The sequence below is a fragment of the Arenimonas donghaensis DSM 18148 = HO3-R19 genome, assembly GCF_000743535.1.
Classification (GTDB): domain Bacteria; phylum Pseudomonadota; class Gammaproteobacteria; order Xanthomonadales; family Xanthomonadaceae; genus Arenimonas; species Arenimonas donghaensis.
The window spans coordinates 1-13693 of the sequence record NZ_AVCJ01000034.1 but is presented as its reverse complement, the minus strand read 5'-3'; the positions used below and the strand labels follow the sequence as shown (position 1 = coordinate 13693).

The following is a 13693-nucleotide window of genomic DNA, read 5'->3' as shown; positions in this document are numbered from 1 at the left end:
GTAGGAGCGGCTTTAGCCGCGAATCCGTTGACTTTGCCTTTGGCAAAGCAGGGCTTCGCGCCTGAAGGCGCTCCTACAGTTCGATGACCTCGCCGGTCTGCAGCCGCCACAGCGCGGCGTAGGCCCCGTTGCGGGCCAGCAGCTCGTCGTGGCTGCCGGACTCGACGATGCGGCCGGCGTCCATCACGTGGATCACGTCGGCATGGCGCACGGTGCTCAGCCGGTGCGCCACCACCAGGGTGGTGCGGCCTTGGGCGGCACGCGCCAGCGAGCGCTGGATGGCGGCTTCGGTTTCGTTGTCCACCGCCGACGTCGCTTCGTCGAGTACCAGCACCTTCGGGTCGCGGTACAAGGCGCGCGCGAGTGCGATGCGCTGGCGCTGGCCGCCGCTGAGATTGCCGCCGCGCTCACCCACTTCGCTGTCATACCCGCGCGGCATCGCGGCGATGAAGGCGTGCGCCTCGGCGGCGCGGGCTGCGGCTTCGACGCGTTCGCGGTCGGGCTGGCGCTCGCCGTAGGCGATGTTGTCGGCGACCGTGCCGTCGGTCAGGAAAGGCTCCTGGGCGACGTAGCCCACCGTCCGGCGCAGCGCCGCCGGCGCGATGGCGGCCACGTCGGCCTGGTCCAGCAGCAGCCGCCCCTGCTTGGGGTCCAGGAATCGCAGCAGCAGTTTGAGCAGCGTGGACTTGCCGGCGCCGGTGCCCCCGACCAGGGCCACGGTGGAACCGGCGGGAACGTGCAGGTTGATGTCGCGCACCGCGACCCGGCCACCGTAGTCGAAGCCGACGCCCTCGAAAACCAGTTCGCCGCGGGCGTTGGCCGGCACCGGGTCGGTGCCGCGCACGGGCACGGGCGTGTCGAGCAGGTCCATCACCCGGTTCACCGAGGCCATGGCGCGTTGGTAGAGGTCGACCATGTCGGCCAGCCGCGTCAGCGGCCAGAGCAGGCGCTGGGTCAGGTAGACCAGGGCCGAATAGCTGCCGACGCCAAGGTCGCCGCGCAGGGTGAGCATGCCGCCGTAAAGCAGGGTCGCCACGAAACCCGCCAGGATCGCCATGCGGATCACCGGCGTGATCGCCGCCGAGAAACGGATGGCGTCGGCATTGCGGGCCCGGAAACCGTCGGAGGCCTGGCGCAGGTGTTCGGCCTCGAAGTCCTCGGCCGTATAGGCCTGGATGGTGGCCATGCCGGCCAGGTTGTTGTTCAGCCGCGCCGACACCGTGGCGGCGGCTTCCCGGGCCGCCGCGTAGCGCGGGGCCAGCCGCTTCTGGAACCAGAACGCGCCGATCAGGATCAGCGGGATCGGCAGCATCGCCAGCGCCGCCAGGCTGGCGGTGAGCGCGAAGAACACCGCGCCGACCAGCAGCGAGGAGACCACGACCTGGATCAGGTCGTTGGCGCCGGTGTTGAGGAAGCGTTCGATCTGGTTGACGTCTTCGTTCATCAGCGCCATCAGCCGGCCGCTGCGTTCGCGTTCGATCACCGCCGGCGGCAGCCGCTGGAGGTGGCCGTAGGCCGCCTGGCGCAGGGCGTGCTGCAGCTCCTGCGCCAGTCCACGCCACCTCACCGCCAGCAGGTATTCGAACAGCGACTCGAGGCCCCAGACCAGGATCGACAGCGCCACCAGCAGGTAGAGCTGGTGCAGCGGGTCGGGCACGCCCAGGCCGGCCAGGAAGGAGTCCTGCTGGTTCACCACGACGTCCACCGCCACGCCGATCAGCAGCTCGGGAAGCACGTCGAAGAACTTGTTGAGCACCGAGTAGACCGTGGCGGCCACGGCGCTTGCGCGGTGGGGGCGGGCGAATCCGGCGAGCCGGCGCAGTGGGTGTTCGCGGGTCATGGGGGTTCCCTGTGCGGGGCCGGTCCTGGCCCCGGCAGCATTTTCCCATGCGGCGTAGAATGGGCGGATGCTGATCGCCTTCAATAAGCCCTACGGTGTACTGAGCCAGTTCACGGACAAGACGGTGCCGCCGCGGCCCACGCTGGCGGGCTTCGACCTGCCCGAGGGGGTTTACGCCGCCGGACGACTCGACCAGGACTCCGAAGGCCTGCTGCTGCTGTCGGACGACGGCCCGCTGATCGCCCGCATCAGCTCGCCCAAGTTCCACTGGCCCAAGACCTACCTGGCCCAGGTCGAGGGTGATGCCACCGAGGAACAGCTCGCGGCCATCCGCCAGGGCGTCGAGCTCAAGGACGGCACCACCCGGCCGGCCAAGGCCCAGAAGCTGGTCGGTGCCCCGGACTGGCTCTGGAAGCGCGAACCGCCGGTGCGCCAGCGCAAGACGGTGGCCGACAGCTGGATCGAGCTCACCATCACCGAAGGCCGCAACCGCCAGGTGCGGCGCATGACCGCCGCCATTGGCCTGCCCACCCTGCGCCTGCTGCGCATCGCGGTGGGCCCGCACCGTCTCGAGGGCCTGCGCCCGGGGCAGTGGCGCGAGGAACCGCTTTAAGCCAGGCACCAGGCAGGGGACGAGGCATGGAATTCAAGGATCATTTTTCCGGCCATGCGACCGACTACGCCTCGGCACGTCCGACGTATCCGCGCGAACTTTTCCAGTGGCTGGCCGACCAGTCCCGGCAGCACGGGCTGGCCTGCGACGTGGGCTGCGGCAACGGCCAGGCCAGCCTGGCGCTGGCGCAATGGTTCGACCAGGTGCATGCCTCCGATGCCAGCGCCGCCCAGGTCGCCGCGGCGCCCGAACACCCGCGCGTGACCTGGCACGTGGAGAGCGCCGAACGCTGCTCGCTGCAAACGCACACGGCCGACCTGGTGACGGCCGCGCAGTGTTACCACTGGTTCGACCAGGAACGCTTCTGCCTCGAAGCCCTGCGGGTGCTCAAACCCGGGGGGCTTTGCGCGCTGTGGTGCTACGGCCGCTCGCGCGTGGACCCGGACGTGGACACGGTGTTCGACGTGCTCTACGACGACCGCCTCGGCGCGTACTGGCCGCCCGAGCGCCGCCATGTCGAAGACGGCTACCGGCACTTGCCCTTCCCTTTCGAGGCCGTGGGCGACATCCCCCGCTTTCGGATGCGCCAGCCCTGGACCCAGGCCCAGTACCTGGCCTACCTGCGCAGTTGGTCGGCGAGCCAGCGCTATCTGGCGGAAACCGGCCGCGATGCGGTCACCGAGCTCGAGCTGCGTTTTGCCGAGGCCTGGGGCGATCCGGGTTCAGTGCGCGAGGTCAGCTGGCCGCTGTCGATCCGCGCGGGCCGCGCCCCACCCGCGGACCTCTAGGCAGGAGAACGTGGGAGGGACTTCAGTCCCTCCCACAGAAAATCTTTACTTCGTGGCCTTCTTGCGCGCGCCGGTCTTCTTGGCCGGTGCCTTCCTGGCCGTGGACTTCTTCGCAGCCGCCTTCCTGGCGGGCGCCTTCTTCGCAGTGGCTTTCTTCGCAGTAGCCTTCTTGGCCGTGGACTTCTTGGCCGTGGCCTTCTTGGCGGTCACCTGCGTCGACTTCTTGGCGGCGCCACCTGCGGCGGCGGCCTTCTTGCGCTTGTTGACGGCGTAAACCGCGGCGCCGACGGCAGCCAGCGCTGCGGCGGTGGCGGCGGCGCCGACCGGATGCTTGCGAACGGCCTTGATGGCCGCGCTCGAACCGCGCTTGACGGCGGCGGCACCGGCGCCAACGCTGGCGATGGCGCCGGCCTTCTTGGCCAGGTCGGCCTTGTTCCACGATTTCTTCGCAAGCGCACCGGCATCGCCGAGTTTGTGCTTCGCGATGGCGCCGGCATCACCCAGCTTGGCCATGGCGGTCGAAACAATTTTGTTCTTCTTGCTCATGTCTTGTCTCCGGGATTCGGGGTGTAGCGACGGGATTGCCCATACAGCCTAACTCCAAAAGCATGAACGTAACGCAGCGAGACCTGCGGACGGCTAGGTTCCCCGGGGTTTGGCGCGGTGGGTGGCGGTGGCGGTCCAGGGGTCGTCGGGCCACGGATGGCGCGGGTATCGCCCCTTCATTTCCTTGCGCACTTCCGGATAGGTGGCCTGCCAGAAGCTGCGCAGGTCCTGCGTGACCTGCAGCGGCTTGCCGCCCGGCGACAGCAGGTGCAGCAGCACCGGCACCCGGCCGTCGGCGACCCGCGGGGTGTCGGCCAGGCCGAACAGTTCCTGCAGCTTCACCGCCAGCACCGGCGGACTGCCCAGGGCGTAGCTGACCGGCCGTTCCTGCCCCGAAGGCACCGTTATCCGTCGCGGCGCCAGGCTGTCTATGCGCTGGCGCAGCGACCAGTCCAGCCCGGACTTGAGCGCCTCGCCCAGCGCCTGTTCGTCCAGGGCGTCGAGCCGGGTCTTGCCGGCGAAGGCCGGCAGCAGCCACTGCGCCCGGCTTTCCAGCAAGGCGGCGTCGGACAAGTCGGGCAGGCCCAGTTCGGGCATCCATTCGCGCAGGCAGCGAACGCGTTCACGCCACTGCCGCAGCGCATCGGTCCAGGGCAAGGCGTCCAGGCCGAGCTCGCCGACCGCGTCGGTGAGCGCCTGCGCGGCGACGGCGGGATCGGGCCGCCCGGCGGGTCGCGAGCCGAGCGTGATGGCATCGAAGCGGCGTTCGCGGCGGCTCACCAGGGCCCGGGACTGGGCGTCCCAGCGCACCACGTCGCCTTCGAAGAACCGGTCGGGGAAGTCGCGCGCCAGTCCTGCCTCGTCCACCGGCGCCGCGCGCATCAGCAGTGAATCCCGCGCCTCGAAGCGCAGTTCGGTGACCACCAGCCAGGGTTCGCCGAACACCGCGCTGTCGTCGAACAGCCGCGCCATGCGTCCGTTGGCGAGCTGGTAGCGACGGGGGTCGCCCGGATGCTGGCGGGCGATGCGGTCGGGAAAGGCGTGCGCCAGCAGGTCGCCCAGGCGATGCGGCGGCACTTGCGCCGGCGGCGAGGCGTCGCAGCGCAGGCGGCGGCGCCATTGGCGCGCGGCCGCATCGATGGCCGCCAGGGCGCCGCGATGGGCGGCGCCCGGTGGCCGGCCGGCACGGAAGGCCGCCAGCGCCTGCCAGCGCGTCGCCAGGGCATCGCTGCGTTCGCGCAGGGGGTCGCGGGCCTCGACCAGGGCAGCAAGGTCGCAGGCCAGGGCGGCGGCGTCCGGCGTCGGCGCCGCGAGCAGCATCGCCGCCAGGCGCGGGTGGGTGCCCAGGGCCAGCAGTTTGCGACCGAAGGGCGTGATGCGGTGGCTGTCGTCGAGCGCGCCCAGGCGCCGGAGCAATTCGCGCGCGGCCGCGAGTGCGCCGACGGGTGGCGCGTCCGGGAAGCGCAGGGCGTCGCTGCCCCAGACGGCAAGTTCCAGCGCCAGGCCGGCCAGTTCGACCTGGGCGATCTCCGGCGTGCGCATGGGTTCGAGCCGCTGCGACTGCGGCCATAGCCGGTAGGCCCAGCCCTCGGCGACACGACCGGCGCGTCCGGCGCGCTGGTCGGCCGATGCCTGGGAAATGGCCACGGTCTCGAGCCGGGAGAATCCCGAGTTGGGGTCGTAGCGCGGCTCGCGCGCCTGGCCCAGGTCGATCACCACGCGAACCCCGGGCAGCGTCACCGAACTCTCGGCGACGTTGGTCGCCAGCACGATGCGGCGGCGTCCGGCGGGATCGGAAGCCAGCGCGGCGGACTGCTGGTCCACCGACAGGTCGCCGTGCAGCGGCAGCACCGCGATATCACCGGGCAAGGCGGTCAACGCGGCTTGCGCCAGGTCGATTTCCCGGCGCCCGGGCAGGAACACGAGCAGGTCACCCGGATGTTTTTCCATGGCCTCGGCGACGCAGCGGCGCAGCTGGACGTTCCAGGCCTCATCGCGCCGCGCCGGGAAGTGGGCGACGTTGACCGGGAAGCTGCGCCCGGCGCTGGTCAGCCGCGGCGCGTCCAGGAAACTCGCCAGGCCGGCGCCGTCGAGCGTGGCCGACATCACGACGATGCGCAGGTCCGGGCGAAGCTGCGATTGCACGTCCAGCGCCAGCGCCAGGCCGAGGTCGCCGGCCAGGTGGCGCTCGTGGAATTCGTCGAAAACGATCGCCGCCACGCCCTCGAGCGTGGGGTCGTCCTGGACCAGGCGGGTGAGGATGCCTTCGGTGACCACTTCGACGCGCGTGCGCGTCGAAACCTTCGACTCGAAGCGGATGCGGTAGCCGACGGTTTCGCCCGGCGCCTCGCCGCACTGCCGGGCCATGAAGCCGGCCGCCGCGCGCGCCGCCACGCGGCGGGGCTCGAGCATCAGGATCCGGCCGTCGCCGCGCCAGGGCGCGTCCAGCAGCGCCAGCGGCACCTGGGTGGTCTTGCCCGCGCCGGGCGGCGCTTCGAGCACCAGGCGCGGATGTGCCTGAAGGCTGCTCAACAGGCCTGGCAGCAGTTCACGGATGGGAAAGTCGGCGGGGTCCACGGCGCGCAGTGTACCGGCGCGCCGGGCAGGGCCGGTCGCGTCCCGCTAGAATCGGCGGCCTTTGACGCGGGAACCGGCATGGACCTGATCGACATCGGCGCCAACCTGGGCCACGAAAGTTTCGACCACGACCTCGACGCCGTGCTGGCGCGCGCCCGCGAGGCCGGGGTTTCGCGCATGGTGGTCACCGGTGCCAGCCGCGCCGGCTCGGTACGTGCGCTGGAATTGGCGCGGGCCCACCCCGGCCTGCTCTGGGCGACCGCCGGCGTGCATCCGCACCACGCGGTCGAATGCACCGCCGAGGCCATCGCCGAGCTGCGCGCCCTGCAGGCCGAACCCGAAGTAGTGGCCGCCGGCGAATGCGGACTGGACTACCACCGGGACTTCTCGCCGCGTCCGGCGCAGCGCACGGCCTTCGAACGCCAGCTGGAGCTGGCCGCGGAAACCGGCCTGCCGGTGTTCCTGCACCAGCGCGATGCGCACGGCGACTTCATGGCCATCCTGAAGGACTTCGAGGGCCGGCTCGGACCGCTGGTGGTGCACTGCTTCACCGGCACGCGCGAAGAATGTTTCGACTACCTCGACCAGGACTGGCATATCGGCATCACCGGCTGGCTGTGCGACGAACGTCGCGGCCGGCACCTGCGCGAGTTCGTCAAGGACATCCCGGCGAACCGGCTGATGATCGAAACCGACGCGCCCTACCTGCTGCCGCGCACCGTGCGGCCCATGCCCAGCCACCGGCGCAACGAGCCGATGTACCTGGCGCATATCGTCGAAGAGCTGGCGCGCGACCGCGGTGAGCCGGTGGCCACCGTCGCGGCCGCGACCGCCGCGACGGCCGAGGCTTTCTTCAGGCTGCCGCCCGCCGGGAATCCGTGACGCCGCTGGTCAGCTGCGCAGCCCGACGCCGCGCTTGAGCAACCACAGCGCCAGCGCGCCCAGCCCGAGCACGAAGACGAGCATCAGCCCGAAAGCCACGCCCATCGATACATCCGACTGGCCCAGCAGCCCGTAGCGGAAGGCGTTGACCATGTAGAAGATCGGGTTGAGGTGGGTGGCGGTCTCGGCCCAGGCCGGCAGCAGCTTCACCGAATAGAACACGCCGCCCAGGTAGGTGAGCGGGGTCAGGATGAAGGTGGGCACGATGGCGATGTCGTCGAACTTCTTCGCGTACACCGCGTTGACGAAGCCCGCCAGCGAGAAGATCACCGCGCCCAGCACCACGGTCGACAGCGTGACCAGCGGATGCGGGATGCGCACGGTGGTGAACAGCATCGCGATGCCCAGCACGATCGCGCCGACCATCAGGCCGCGCAGCACGCCGCCGGCGACGTAGCCGCCCAGGATGACCCAGTTCGGCATCGGGCTGACCAGCAACTCCTCGACGTGGCGACCGAACTTGGCCCCGAAGAAGCTCGAGCTGAGGTTGCCGTAGGCGTTCTGGATGATCGCCATCATCACCAGGCCCGGCACGATGAAATCCATGTAGCTGATGCCGTCCATGGTGCCGATGCGCGAACCGATCAGGCTGCCGAAGATCAGGAAGTACAGGGTCATGGTGATCGCCGGCGGCACGATCGTCTGGCCCCAGATGCGCAGGATGCGCGACACCTCGCGGCGCGCGATGGTGCGGATGGCGGTGAGGTTGGGGTGGACGCGGCTCACGGCTGCACCTCCTGCTTGCCGGTGAGCCGGACGAACAGCTCCTCGAGGCGGTTGGACTTGGTGCGCATCGAACGCACCCGGATCCCGGCGCCGTCGAGCGCGGCGAACACGCGGTTGAGGTCCATCTCGCGGGGCATTTCCAGGTCGATGGTGTGGTCGTCCTCGGCCAGCAGCGTGGCGCCTTCGATGTGCGGCAGGCCGGCGGGCAGCTTGCCTTCGACGTCGATGATGAAACCTTCGACGTCGAGCTTGGCCAGCAGCGTCTTCATCGGGCCCTCTTCGATGATGCGGCCGTGGTCGATGATCGCCAGGTTCCGGCACAGGCTCTCGGCTTCCTCCAGGTAGTGCGTGGTGAGGATGACCGTGGTGCCGGCGGCGTTGACCTCCTTGAGCGTCTTCCACATGCCGCGGCGGATCTCGATGTCGACGCCGGCGGTGGGTTCGTCGAGGATCAGCAGCCTGGGCCGGGTCATCATCGCGCGAGCGATCATCAGCCGGCGCTTCATGCCGCCCGACAGCGTGCGCGACATCTTGCGCGCCTTGTCCCAGAGCTGGGCGTTCTTGAGCTCCTGCTCGGCGCGCACCAGCGCCTCGGCGCGCGGGATGCCGTAGAAGCCGGCGTAGTTGACCAGGATGTCGAGCGGCTGCTCGAACATGTTGAAGTTGATCTCCTGGGGCACCAGGCCGATCAGGCGCATGGCGCGTGAACGCTCGGCGTGAAGGTCGACGCCGAACACCCGGACTTCGCCTTCAGTTTTGTTGACCAGTGAACTGACGACGCCGATCAGGGTGGACTTGCCGGCGCCGTTGGGGCCGAGCAGGGCGTAGAAATCGCCTTCTTCGACCCGCAGCGAAACGCCCTTGAGCGCTTCAACGCCATTGTCGTAGGTCTTGCGGAGATCGCGGATCTCCAGCGCGGGGGTGGTTTGCATAGGGCTCCTGGGCCTGCGGCGCTGCGCCGGCAGGCAATGGGGCCGTATTATAGGCGCCTTGCCGCCCCGGCCCCGCGCCGACGGCGGTACGGTGTTTCCCATTACCGGAGTCCGTATTGGCCATCGTTCACTTCCCGCTTCGCGTGGTCGGCAGCCGCATGCTTGCCCCCAGCGTGCGCCATCTCGAATTCGCCCGCGACGACGGGCAGCCGCTGGACTTCATCCCGGGGCAGTTCATCCAGGTGCATTTCAACTACGCGGACGGTACGCCGACCAAACGCAGTTATTCGCTGGCGACCATGCACGACCATGCCTTGGGGCCGGGCGAAGCGGTCGAGATCGCCGTCAGCTACGTCGCCGGCGGCGCCGCCACGGCGCTGTTCGAAGCCCTCGACGAAGGCCAGCAGATCCAGGCCTCGGGACCCTACGGCCGTTTCTGCCTGATGCCCGGCGACAGCAACCGGCGCTACCTGCTGGTCGGCACCGGCACCGGCGTCACGCCCTACCGGGCGATGCTGCCGCGGCTCGAAGCCCTGATGAAGGAGCGGGGCGTCGAAGTGGTGCTGCTGTTCGGCTGTCGCACGCCGGCGGAGCTGCTTTACGGCGACGACTTCCGCGCCTTCGCCGCCCGCCACCCGAACTTCCGTTTCGTGCCCTGCTTCAGCCGCGAGCTGCCGGCCGAACCCGGTCCCGACGACCGCCGCGGCTACGTGCAGGACGCCCTGCCCGATTTCGCGCCTTCGGCCGAGGGCGACATCGCCTACCTGTGCGGCAACCCGAACATGGTCGACGCCAGCTTCGAGGCGCTCAAGGCCGCCGGCCTGCCGGTGCCGCACATCCGTCGCGAGAAATACGTCAGTTCGAAGTAATCGGCGATTTTTCGTCACGTTTCGGCGTCCCGGGACGTCTGTCATCCTGTGGGCCGATCCGGCCCGGATGGGAGAGTCCATGAAAGCGCTGTTTATGCCCCTGGTCCTGGGAACACTGCTGGCATCGCCCCTGGCGCCTGCCCGCGACCTGGGCCAACTCGAATTCACGCCCTGCGACCTGTCGCAGCCCGGCACGGGCGCCACCACCCGCCTGGAGTGCGCCACCCTTGAGGTTCCCGAAGATCCCGGCAAACCCGATGGCCGCAAGCTTCGGCTGAAGGTGGGGCTGGCGCCGGCGCGGTCGTCCGAACCGGAAGCCGACCCGGTGCTTTTCATCGCCGGCGGTCCGGGCCAGTCCGCGACCGAGAGTTATCCGTCCATCGCAGGCGGTTTCTCGCGCCTGAGGGAAAAGCGCCACGTCATTTTCGTCGACCAGCGCGGCACCGGCGAAGGCCATCGCCTGGCCTGCGATTTCCCGGACGAGATGGCCGAAGGGGCCGCCTCCGACGAACAGCTGGTGACGATGGCGCGCGACTGCCTGGCCGGTTTCGATGCCGACGTTGCGCAGTACACGACCTCGGTCGCCGTGACCGATCTCGAAGCGCTGCGCCAGGCCCTGGGCGCGCCCAGGCTCAATGTCTACGGTGGCTCCTACGGCACGCGGGTGGCACAGGAATACGCGCGGCAATATCCCGATGGCGTGCGCAGCCTGCTGCTCGACGGCGTCGTGCCGCCGGAGCTCGCCCTGGGCAGCGAACACAGCATCAACCTCGAGGATTCGCTCAAGGCCATCCTGGGCCGCTGTGCCGACGAACCCGCTTGCAGCGAAGCCTTCGGCGATCCGTACCGCACGCTCTACGCGCTGCGCGACCAGGCGCGTTCGCAGCCGCTGACCGTGCAGGTTGCGGACCCGCGCACGTTCGAGAAGCGCGAACTCAAGCTGGACGAGCCGGCGGTGGCGATCATCGCCCGACTGTTCGCCTATTCGCCGGAGACCGCCGCACTGTTGCCGCTGCTGCTCGACCAGGCCGCCAAGGGCCGGCCGGAATCGCTGCTGGCGCAGGCGGCGCTGGTGTACGACTCGCTGGCCGGCCAGATCAACCACGGCATGCAACTGTCGGTGATCTGTGCCGAAGACGCAGCGCGCCTGGCTACGCGTGAACAGGATGCCGACCTGATCCTCGGCAACGCCATCGTCGGCGTCACGCTCAACCAGTGCAGCGTCTGGCCCAGGGGTCCGGTGTCGGAAGGATTCAACGAGCCGCTGCGCAGCGATGTCCCCACCTTGCTGCTGTCGGGCGAACTCGACCCGGTGACCCCACCGCGCTACGCAGACCAGGTGGCCGCCTCGCTGCCGCGCTCGCGCCACCTCGTCGGCAAGGGCCAGGGCCACATCCTGCTGGCCCGCGGCTGCACGCCGCGGCTGGCGGCCGAGTTCGTCGATGCGCTCGACCCCGAGGGGCTCGAGGCCGACTGCCTGGAGGTACTCGGCGCCTCGCCCTTCTTCCTGGACTACAACGGAGCCGCGCCATGATCGAGGTCCGCGACCTGCACAAATCATTCGGCAAGGTGACCGCCGTGGATGGCGTCGGCTTCCGCGCCAACGACGGCCAGATCACCGGCCTGCTCGGCCCCAACGGCGCCGGCAAGACCACCAGCCTGCGCATGCTCTACACCCTGCTCCGGCCCGACCGTGGCCAAGTGCTGGTGGACGGCGTGGATGCCGCCAAGGACCCCGAAGCGGTGCGCCGCAAGCTGGGCGTGCTGCCCGATTCGCGCGGCCTGTACAAGCGCCTCACCAGCCGCGAGAACATCCGCTACTTCGGCCGCCTGCACGGCATCGACGACGCCACCATCGCCAGCCGCACGCAAACCCTGGTGCAGGCCCTGGACATGGCCGACATCATCGACCGCCGCACGGAAGGCTTCTCGCAGGGCCAGCGGGTGAAGACCGCGATCGCCCGCGCGCTGGTCCACGACCCGCGCAACGTCATCCTCGACGAGCCGACCAATGGCCTGGACGTGATGGCGACGCGCGCCATGCGTCGCTTCCTGCACCAGCTGCGCGACGAGGGCCGCTGCGTGCTGTTCTCCAGCCACATCATGCAGGAGGTCGCCGCCTTGTGTGACCGCATCGTGATCATCGCGCATGGCCGCGTGGTCGCGGAGGGCACCGCCGATGAACTGCGGGCCCAGACTGGCGAATCCAATCTCGAGGACGCCTTCGTCAAGGCGATCGGCACCGAAGAAGGACTGATGGCATGAGCGCCGCGATCACTGTTTTCCTGAAGGAAGTCACCGAGAACCTGCGCGACCGCAAGACGGTCTTCAACGCGCTGGTGATGGGCCCGCTGCTGGGTCCGGTCTTTTTCGTGATGATGATGAGCTTCATGATCAACAAGCAGCTCTCAAGCGCCGAAAAGCCGCTGGAGATCCCGGTCGTGGGCGCCGAACACGCTCCCAACCTGGTCGACTGGCTGCGTCGGCAGGACGTGCAGGTGCAGCCGGCACCGGCCGATTCGGAAGCGGTCATCCGCGACCGTGAATCGCAGGCGGTGCTGGTGATCCCGGCGGATTACCCGACGCGCTGGCTGGCCGGTGAGACCGCGCAGCTGCTCGTGCTGCACGACAGCTCCGACCAGGATGCGCGCGCCCCGGTGTCGCGCCTGACCGGCCTGCTCGAAGCCTATTCCCGGCAGCAGTCGGCGCTGCGGGTCAGCGCCCGGGGTATCCATACCGCGATCCTCTCGCCGGTGGTGGTCGCCCAGCGTGACCTGGCCAGCGTGCAGCAGCGCGCGGGCCAGCTGATGAGCTTCCTGCCCTACCTGCTCATCCTCGGTGCCTTCCTGGGCGGCATGTACCTGGCCATCGACACCACCGCCGGCGAACGCGAGCGGCAGTCGCTCGAGCCGCTGCTGGCGAGCCCGGCCTCGCGCGCCCAGATCGTGCTGGGAAAGCTGGGGGCGACCTTCGGGTTCGCGATGGTGAGCATGATGCTCAGCCTGGTCGCTTTCGCGGTGGCCTTCCAGTACATCCCCCTGGACCGGCTGGGCATGAAGGTGGATTTCGGCGCATCGCTGATCCTGCGCGCCGGCCTGTTGATGGTTCCGCTGGCCATGGTGTTCGCGGCGCTGCAGACGGTGGTCGCGGCCTATGCCAAGAGCTATCGCGAGGCGCAGACCTACCTGTCGTTGCTGATGTTGCTGCCGATGATCCCGTCGGTGCTGCTGATGGTGTCGCCGATGAAGGGCGAGCTGTGGATGTCGGCGACGCCGCTGTTGTCCCAGAACCTGCTGATCATGGAACTGGCCCGCGGCGAATCGGTGGCGCTGCTGGACTTCGCGCTCAGCTTCGGCTGCACCCTGCTGCTCGGCGTGATCGTTGCCTGGCTGGCGGTACGCATCTACCACCGCGAAAGTCTCGCCGTGTCAGCCTGACCGCCGGAACATGCGCAAAGAAAAAGGCCCGGCGATGCCGGGCCTTTTTCGTGCCTGCCGCCGGGTCAGGGTCGGAAGGTGAAGGTGCGGGTGAGCGTCGCCGGGCCATCCATCGGCTCGAAGCGCCATTCGCGCACGGTGTTCACCACTTCGCGGTCGAAGGTGCCACGCGGCTGCGAGCGGGTGACGTTGACGTTGGTGACCTCGCCGCTGGCGGCGATGGAAATCTCCACCGTCACTTCACCCGACACGCCGCTACGGTAGGCCGCACGCGGGTAGGAGGGCTGCGGCGCGCGCACGGCGACCGGATTGCTGCTGCTGGCCAGGGCCGGCTGGGCAGGCTGGACCGGCGCCGGCGGCGGCGTGGCCGGCTGGCTCGGCGGCGGGGTCGCGGGCCGGGTCGGCGCCGGGGTGGCCGGCTCT

The 13693-nt window shown here is 69.4% G+C and carries 13 protein-coding genes; 7 read left to right on the top strand and 6 right to left on the bottom strand.

What is annotated here, in order from left to right:
- Positions 1-73: 73 nt before the first annotated feature.
- Positions 74-1840: an ABC transporter ATP-binding protein gene (locus N788_RS10235; RefSeq protein WP_034224691.1), complete on the bottom strand. Its 1767-nt coding sequence runs from the start codon at positions 1838-1840 to the stop codon at positions 74-76.
- Between the two features lie 67 nt (positions 1841-1907).
- Between N788_RS10235 and N788_RS10230 the strand changes: the two genes are divergently transcribed.
- Both N788_RS10230 and N788_RS10225 read left to right on the top strand, forming a co-directional pair.
- Complete coding sequence (locus tag N788_RS10230) at positions 1908-2453, top strand: pseudouridine synthase (protein ID WP_034224688.1); 546 nt, start codon at positions 1908-1910, stop codon at positions 2451-2453.
- Between the two features lie 26 nt (positions 2454-2479).
- A complete protein-coding gene (locus N788_RS10225) occupies positions 2480-3241 on the top strand; it encodes a class I SAM-dependent methyltransferase (RefSeq protein ID WP_034224685.1) in 762 nt (253 codons plus the stop codon).
- A 45-nt stretch (positions 3242-3286) separates the two neighbouring features.
- Here the strand turns inward: N788_RS10225 and N788_RS14910 are convergent, their stop codons facing one another.
- Positions 3287-3787, bottom strand: coding sequence for a hypothetical protein (locus tag N788_RS14910; RefSeq protein ID WP_051924561.1), 501 nt, complete (start codon positions 3785-3787; stop codon positions 3287-3289).
- Positions 3788-3880: 93 nt separating this feature from the next.
- Positions 3881-6364, bottom strand: coding sequence for an ATP-dependent helicase HrpB (hrpB, locus tag N788_RS10215; RefSeq protein ID WP_034224682.1), 2484 nt, complete (start codon positions 6362-6364; stop codon positions 3881-3883).
- A 78-nt stretch (positions 6365-6442) separates the two neighbouring features.
- Here hrpB and N788_RS10210 point away from each other — a divergent pair, with 78 nt between their 5' ends.
- Positions 6443-7246: a TatD family hydrolase gene (locus tag N788_RS10210; protein WP_034224679.1), complete on the top strand. Its 804-nt coding sequence runs from the start codon at positions 6443-6445 to the stop codon at positions 7244-7246.
- Positions 7247-7255: 9 nt separating this feature from the next.
- Here the strand turns inward: N788_RS10210 and N788_RS10205 are convergent, their stop codons facing one another.
- Positions 7256-8032 carry an ABC transporter permease gene (locus tag N788_RS10205; protein ID WP_034224677.1) on the bottom strand — a complete coding sequence of 259 codons (777 nt, stop codon included), beginning with the start codon at positions 8030-8032 and terminating at the stop codon, positions 7256-7258.
- Complete coding sequence (locus tag N788_RS10200) at positions 8029-8964, bottom strand: ABC transporter ATP-binding protein (protein WP_034224675.1); 936 nt, start codon at positions 8962-8964, stop codon at positions 8029-8031. The genes N788_RS10205 and N788_RS10200 overlap by 4 nt, the downstream gene beginning before the upstream one ends.
- A 116-nt stretch (positions 8965-9080) precedes the next feature.
- Here N788_RS10200 and N788_RS10195 point away from each other — a divergent pair, with 116 nt between their 5' ends.
- The 4 genes from N788_RS10195 (at position 9081) to N788_RS10180 (ending at position 13270) form a co-directional block, all read left to right on the top strand.
- Positions 9081-9833 (top strand): ferredoxin--NADP reductase, encoded by a 753-nt coding sequence (locus N788_RS10195; protein ID WP_275039609.1) that lies wholly within the window; start codon positions 9081-9083, stop codon positions 9831-9833.
- A 79-nt stretch (positions 9834-9912) separates the two neighbouring features.
- Positions 9913-11367: an alpha/beta fold hydrolase gene (locus N788_RS10190; protein ID WP_051924560.1), complete on the top strand. Its 1455-nt coding sequence runs from the start codon at positions 9913-9915 to the stop codon at positions 11365-11367.
- On the top strand, positions 11364-12098 hold the full coding sequence (locus N788_RS10185; RefSeq protein ID WP_034224668.1) for an ABC transporter ATP-binding protein: 735 nt from the start codon (positions 11364-11366) through the stop codon (positions 12096-12098). Before N788_RS10190 ends, N788_RS10185 begins: the two co-directional genes overlap by 4 nt.
- Positions 12095-13270: an ABC transporter permease gene (locus N788_RS10180; RefSeq protein WP_034224665.1), complete on the top strand. Its 1176-nt coding sequence runs from the start codon at positions 12095-12097 to the stop codon at positions 13268-13270. The genes N788_RS10185 and N788_RS10180 overlap by 4 nt, the downstream gene beginning before the upstream one ends.
- A 65-nt stretch (positions 13271-13335) precedes the next feature.
- On the opposite strand, the gene N788_RS10175 is transcribed toward N788_RS10180, so the two are convergent.
- Positions 13336-13693, bottom strand: a 358-nt coding sequence (locus N788_RS10175; RefSeq protein ID WP_152560451.1) for an energy transducer TonB, incomplete at its 5' end; no start/stop codon positions are given.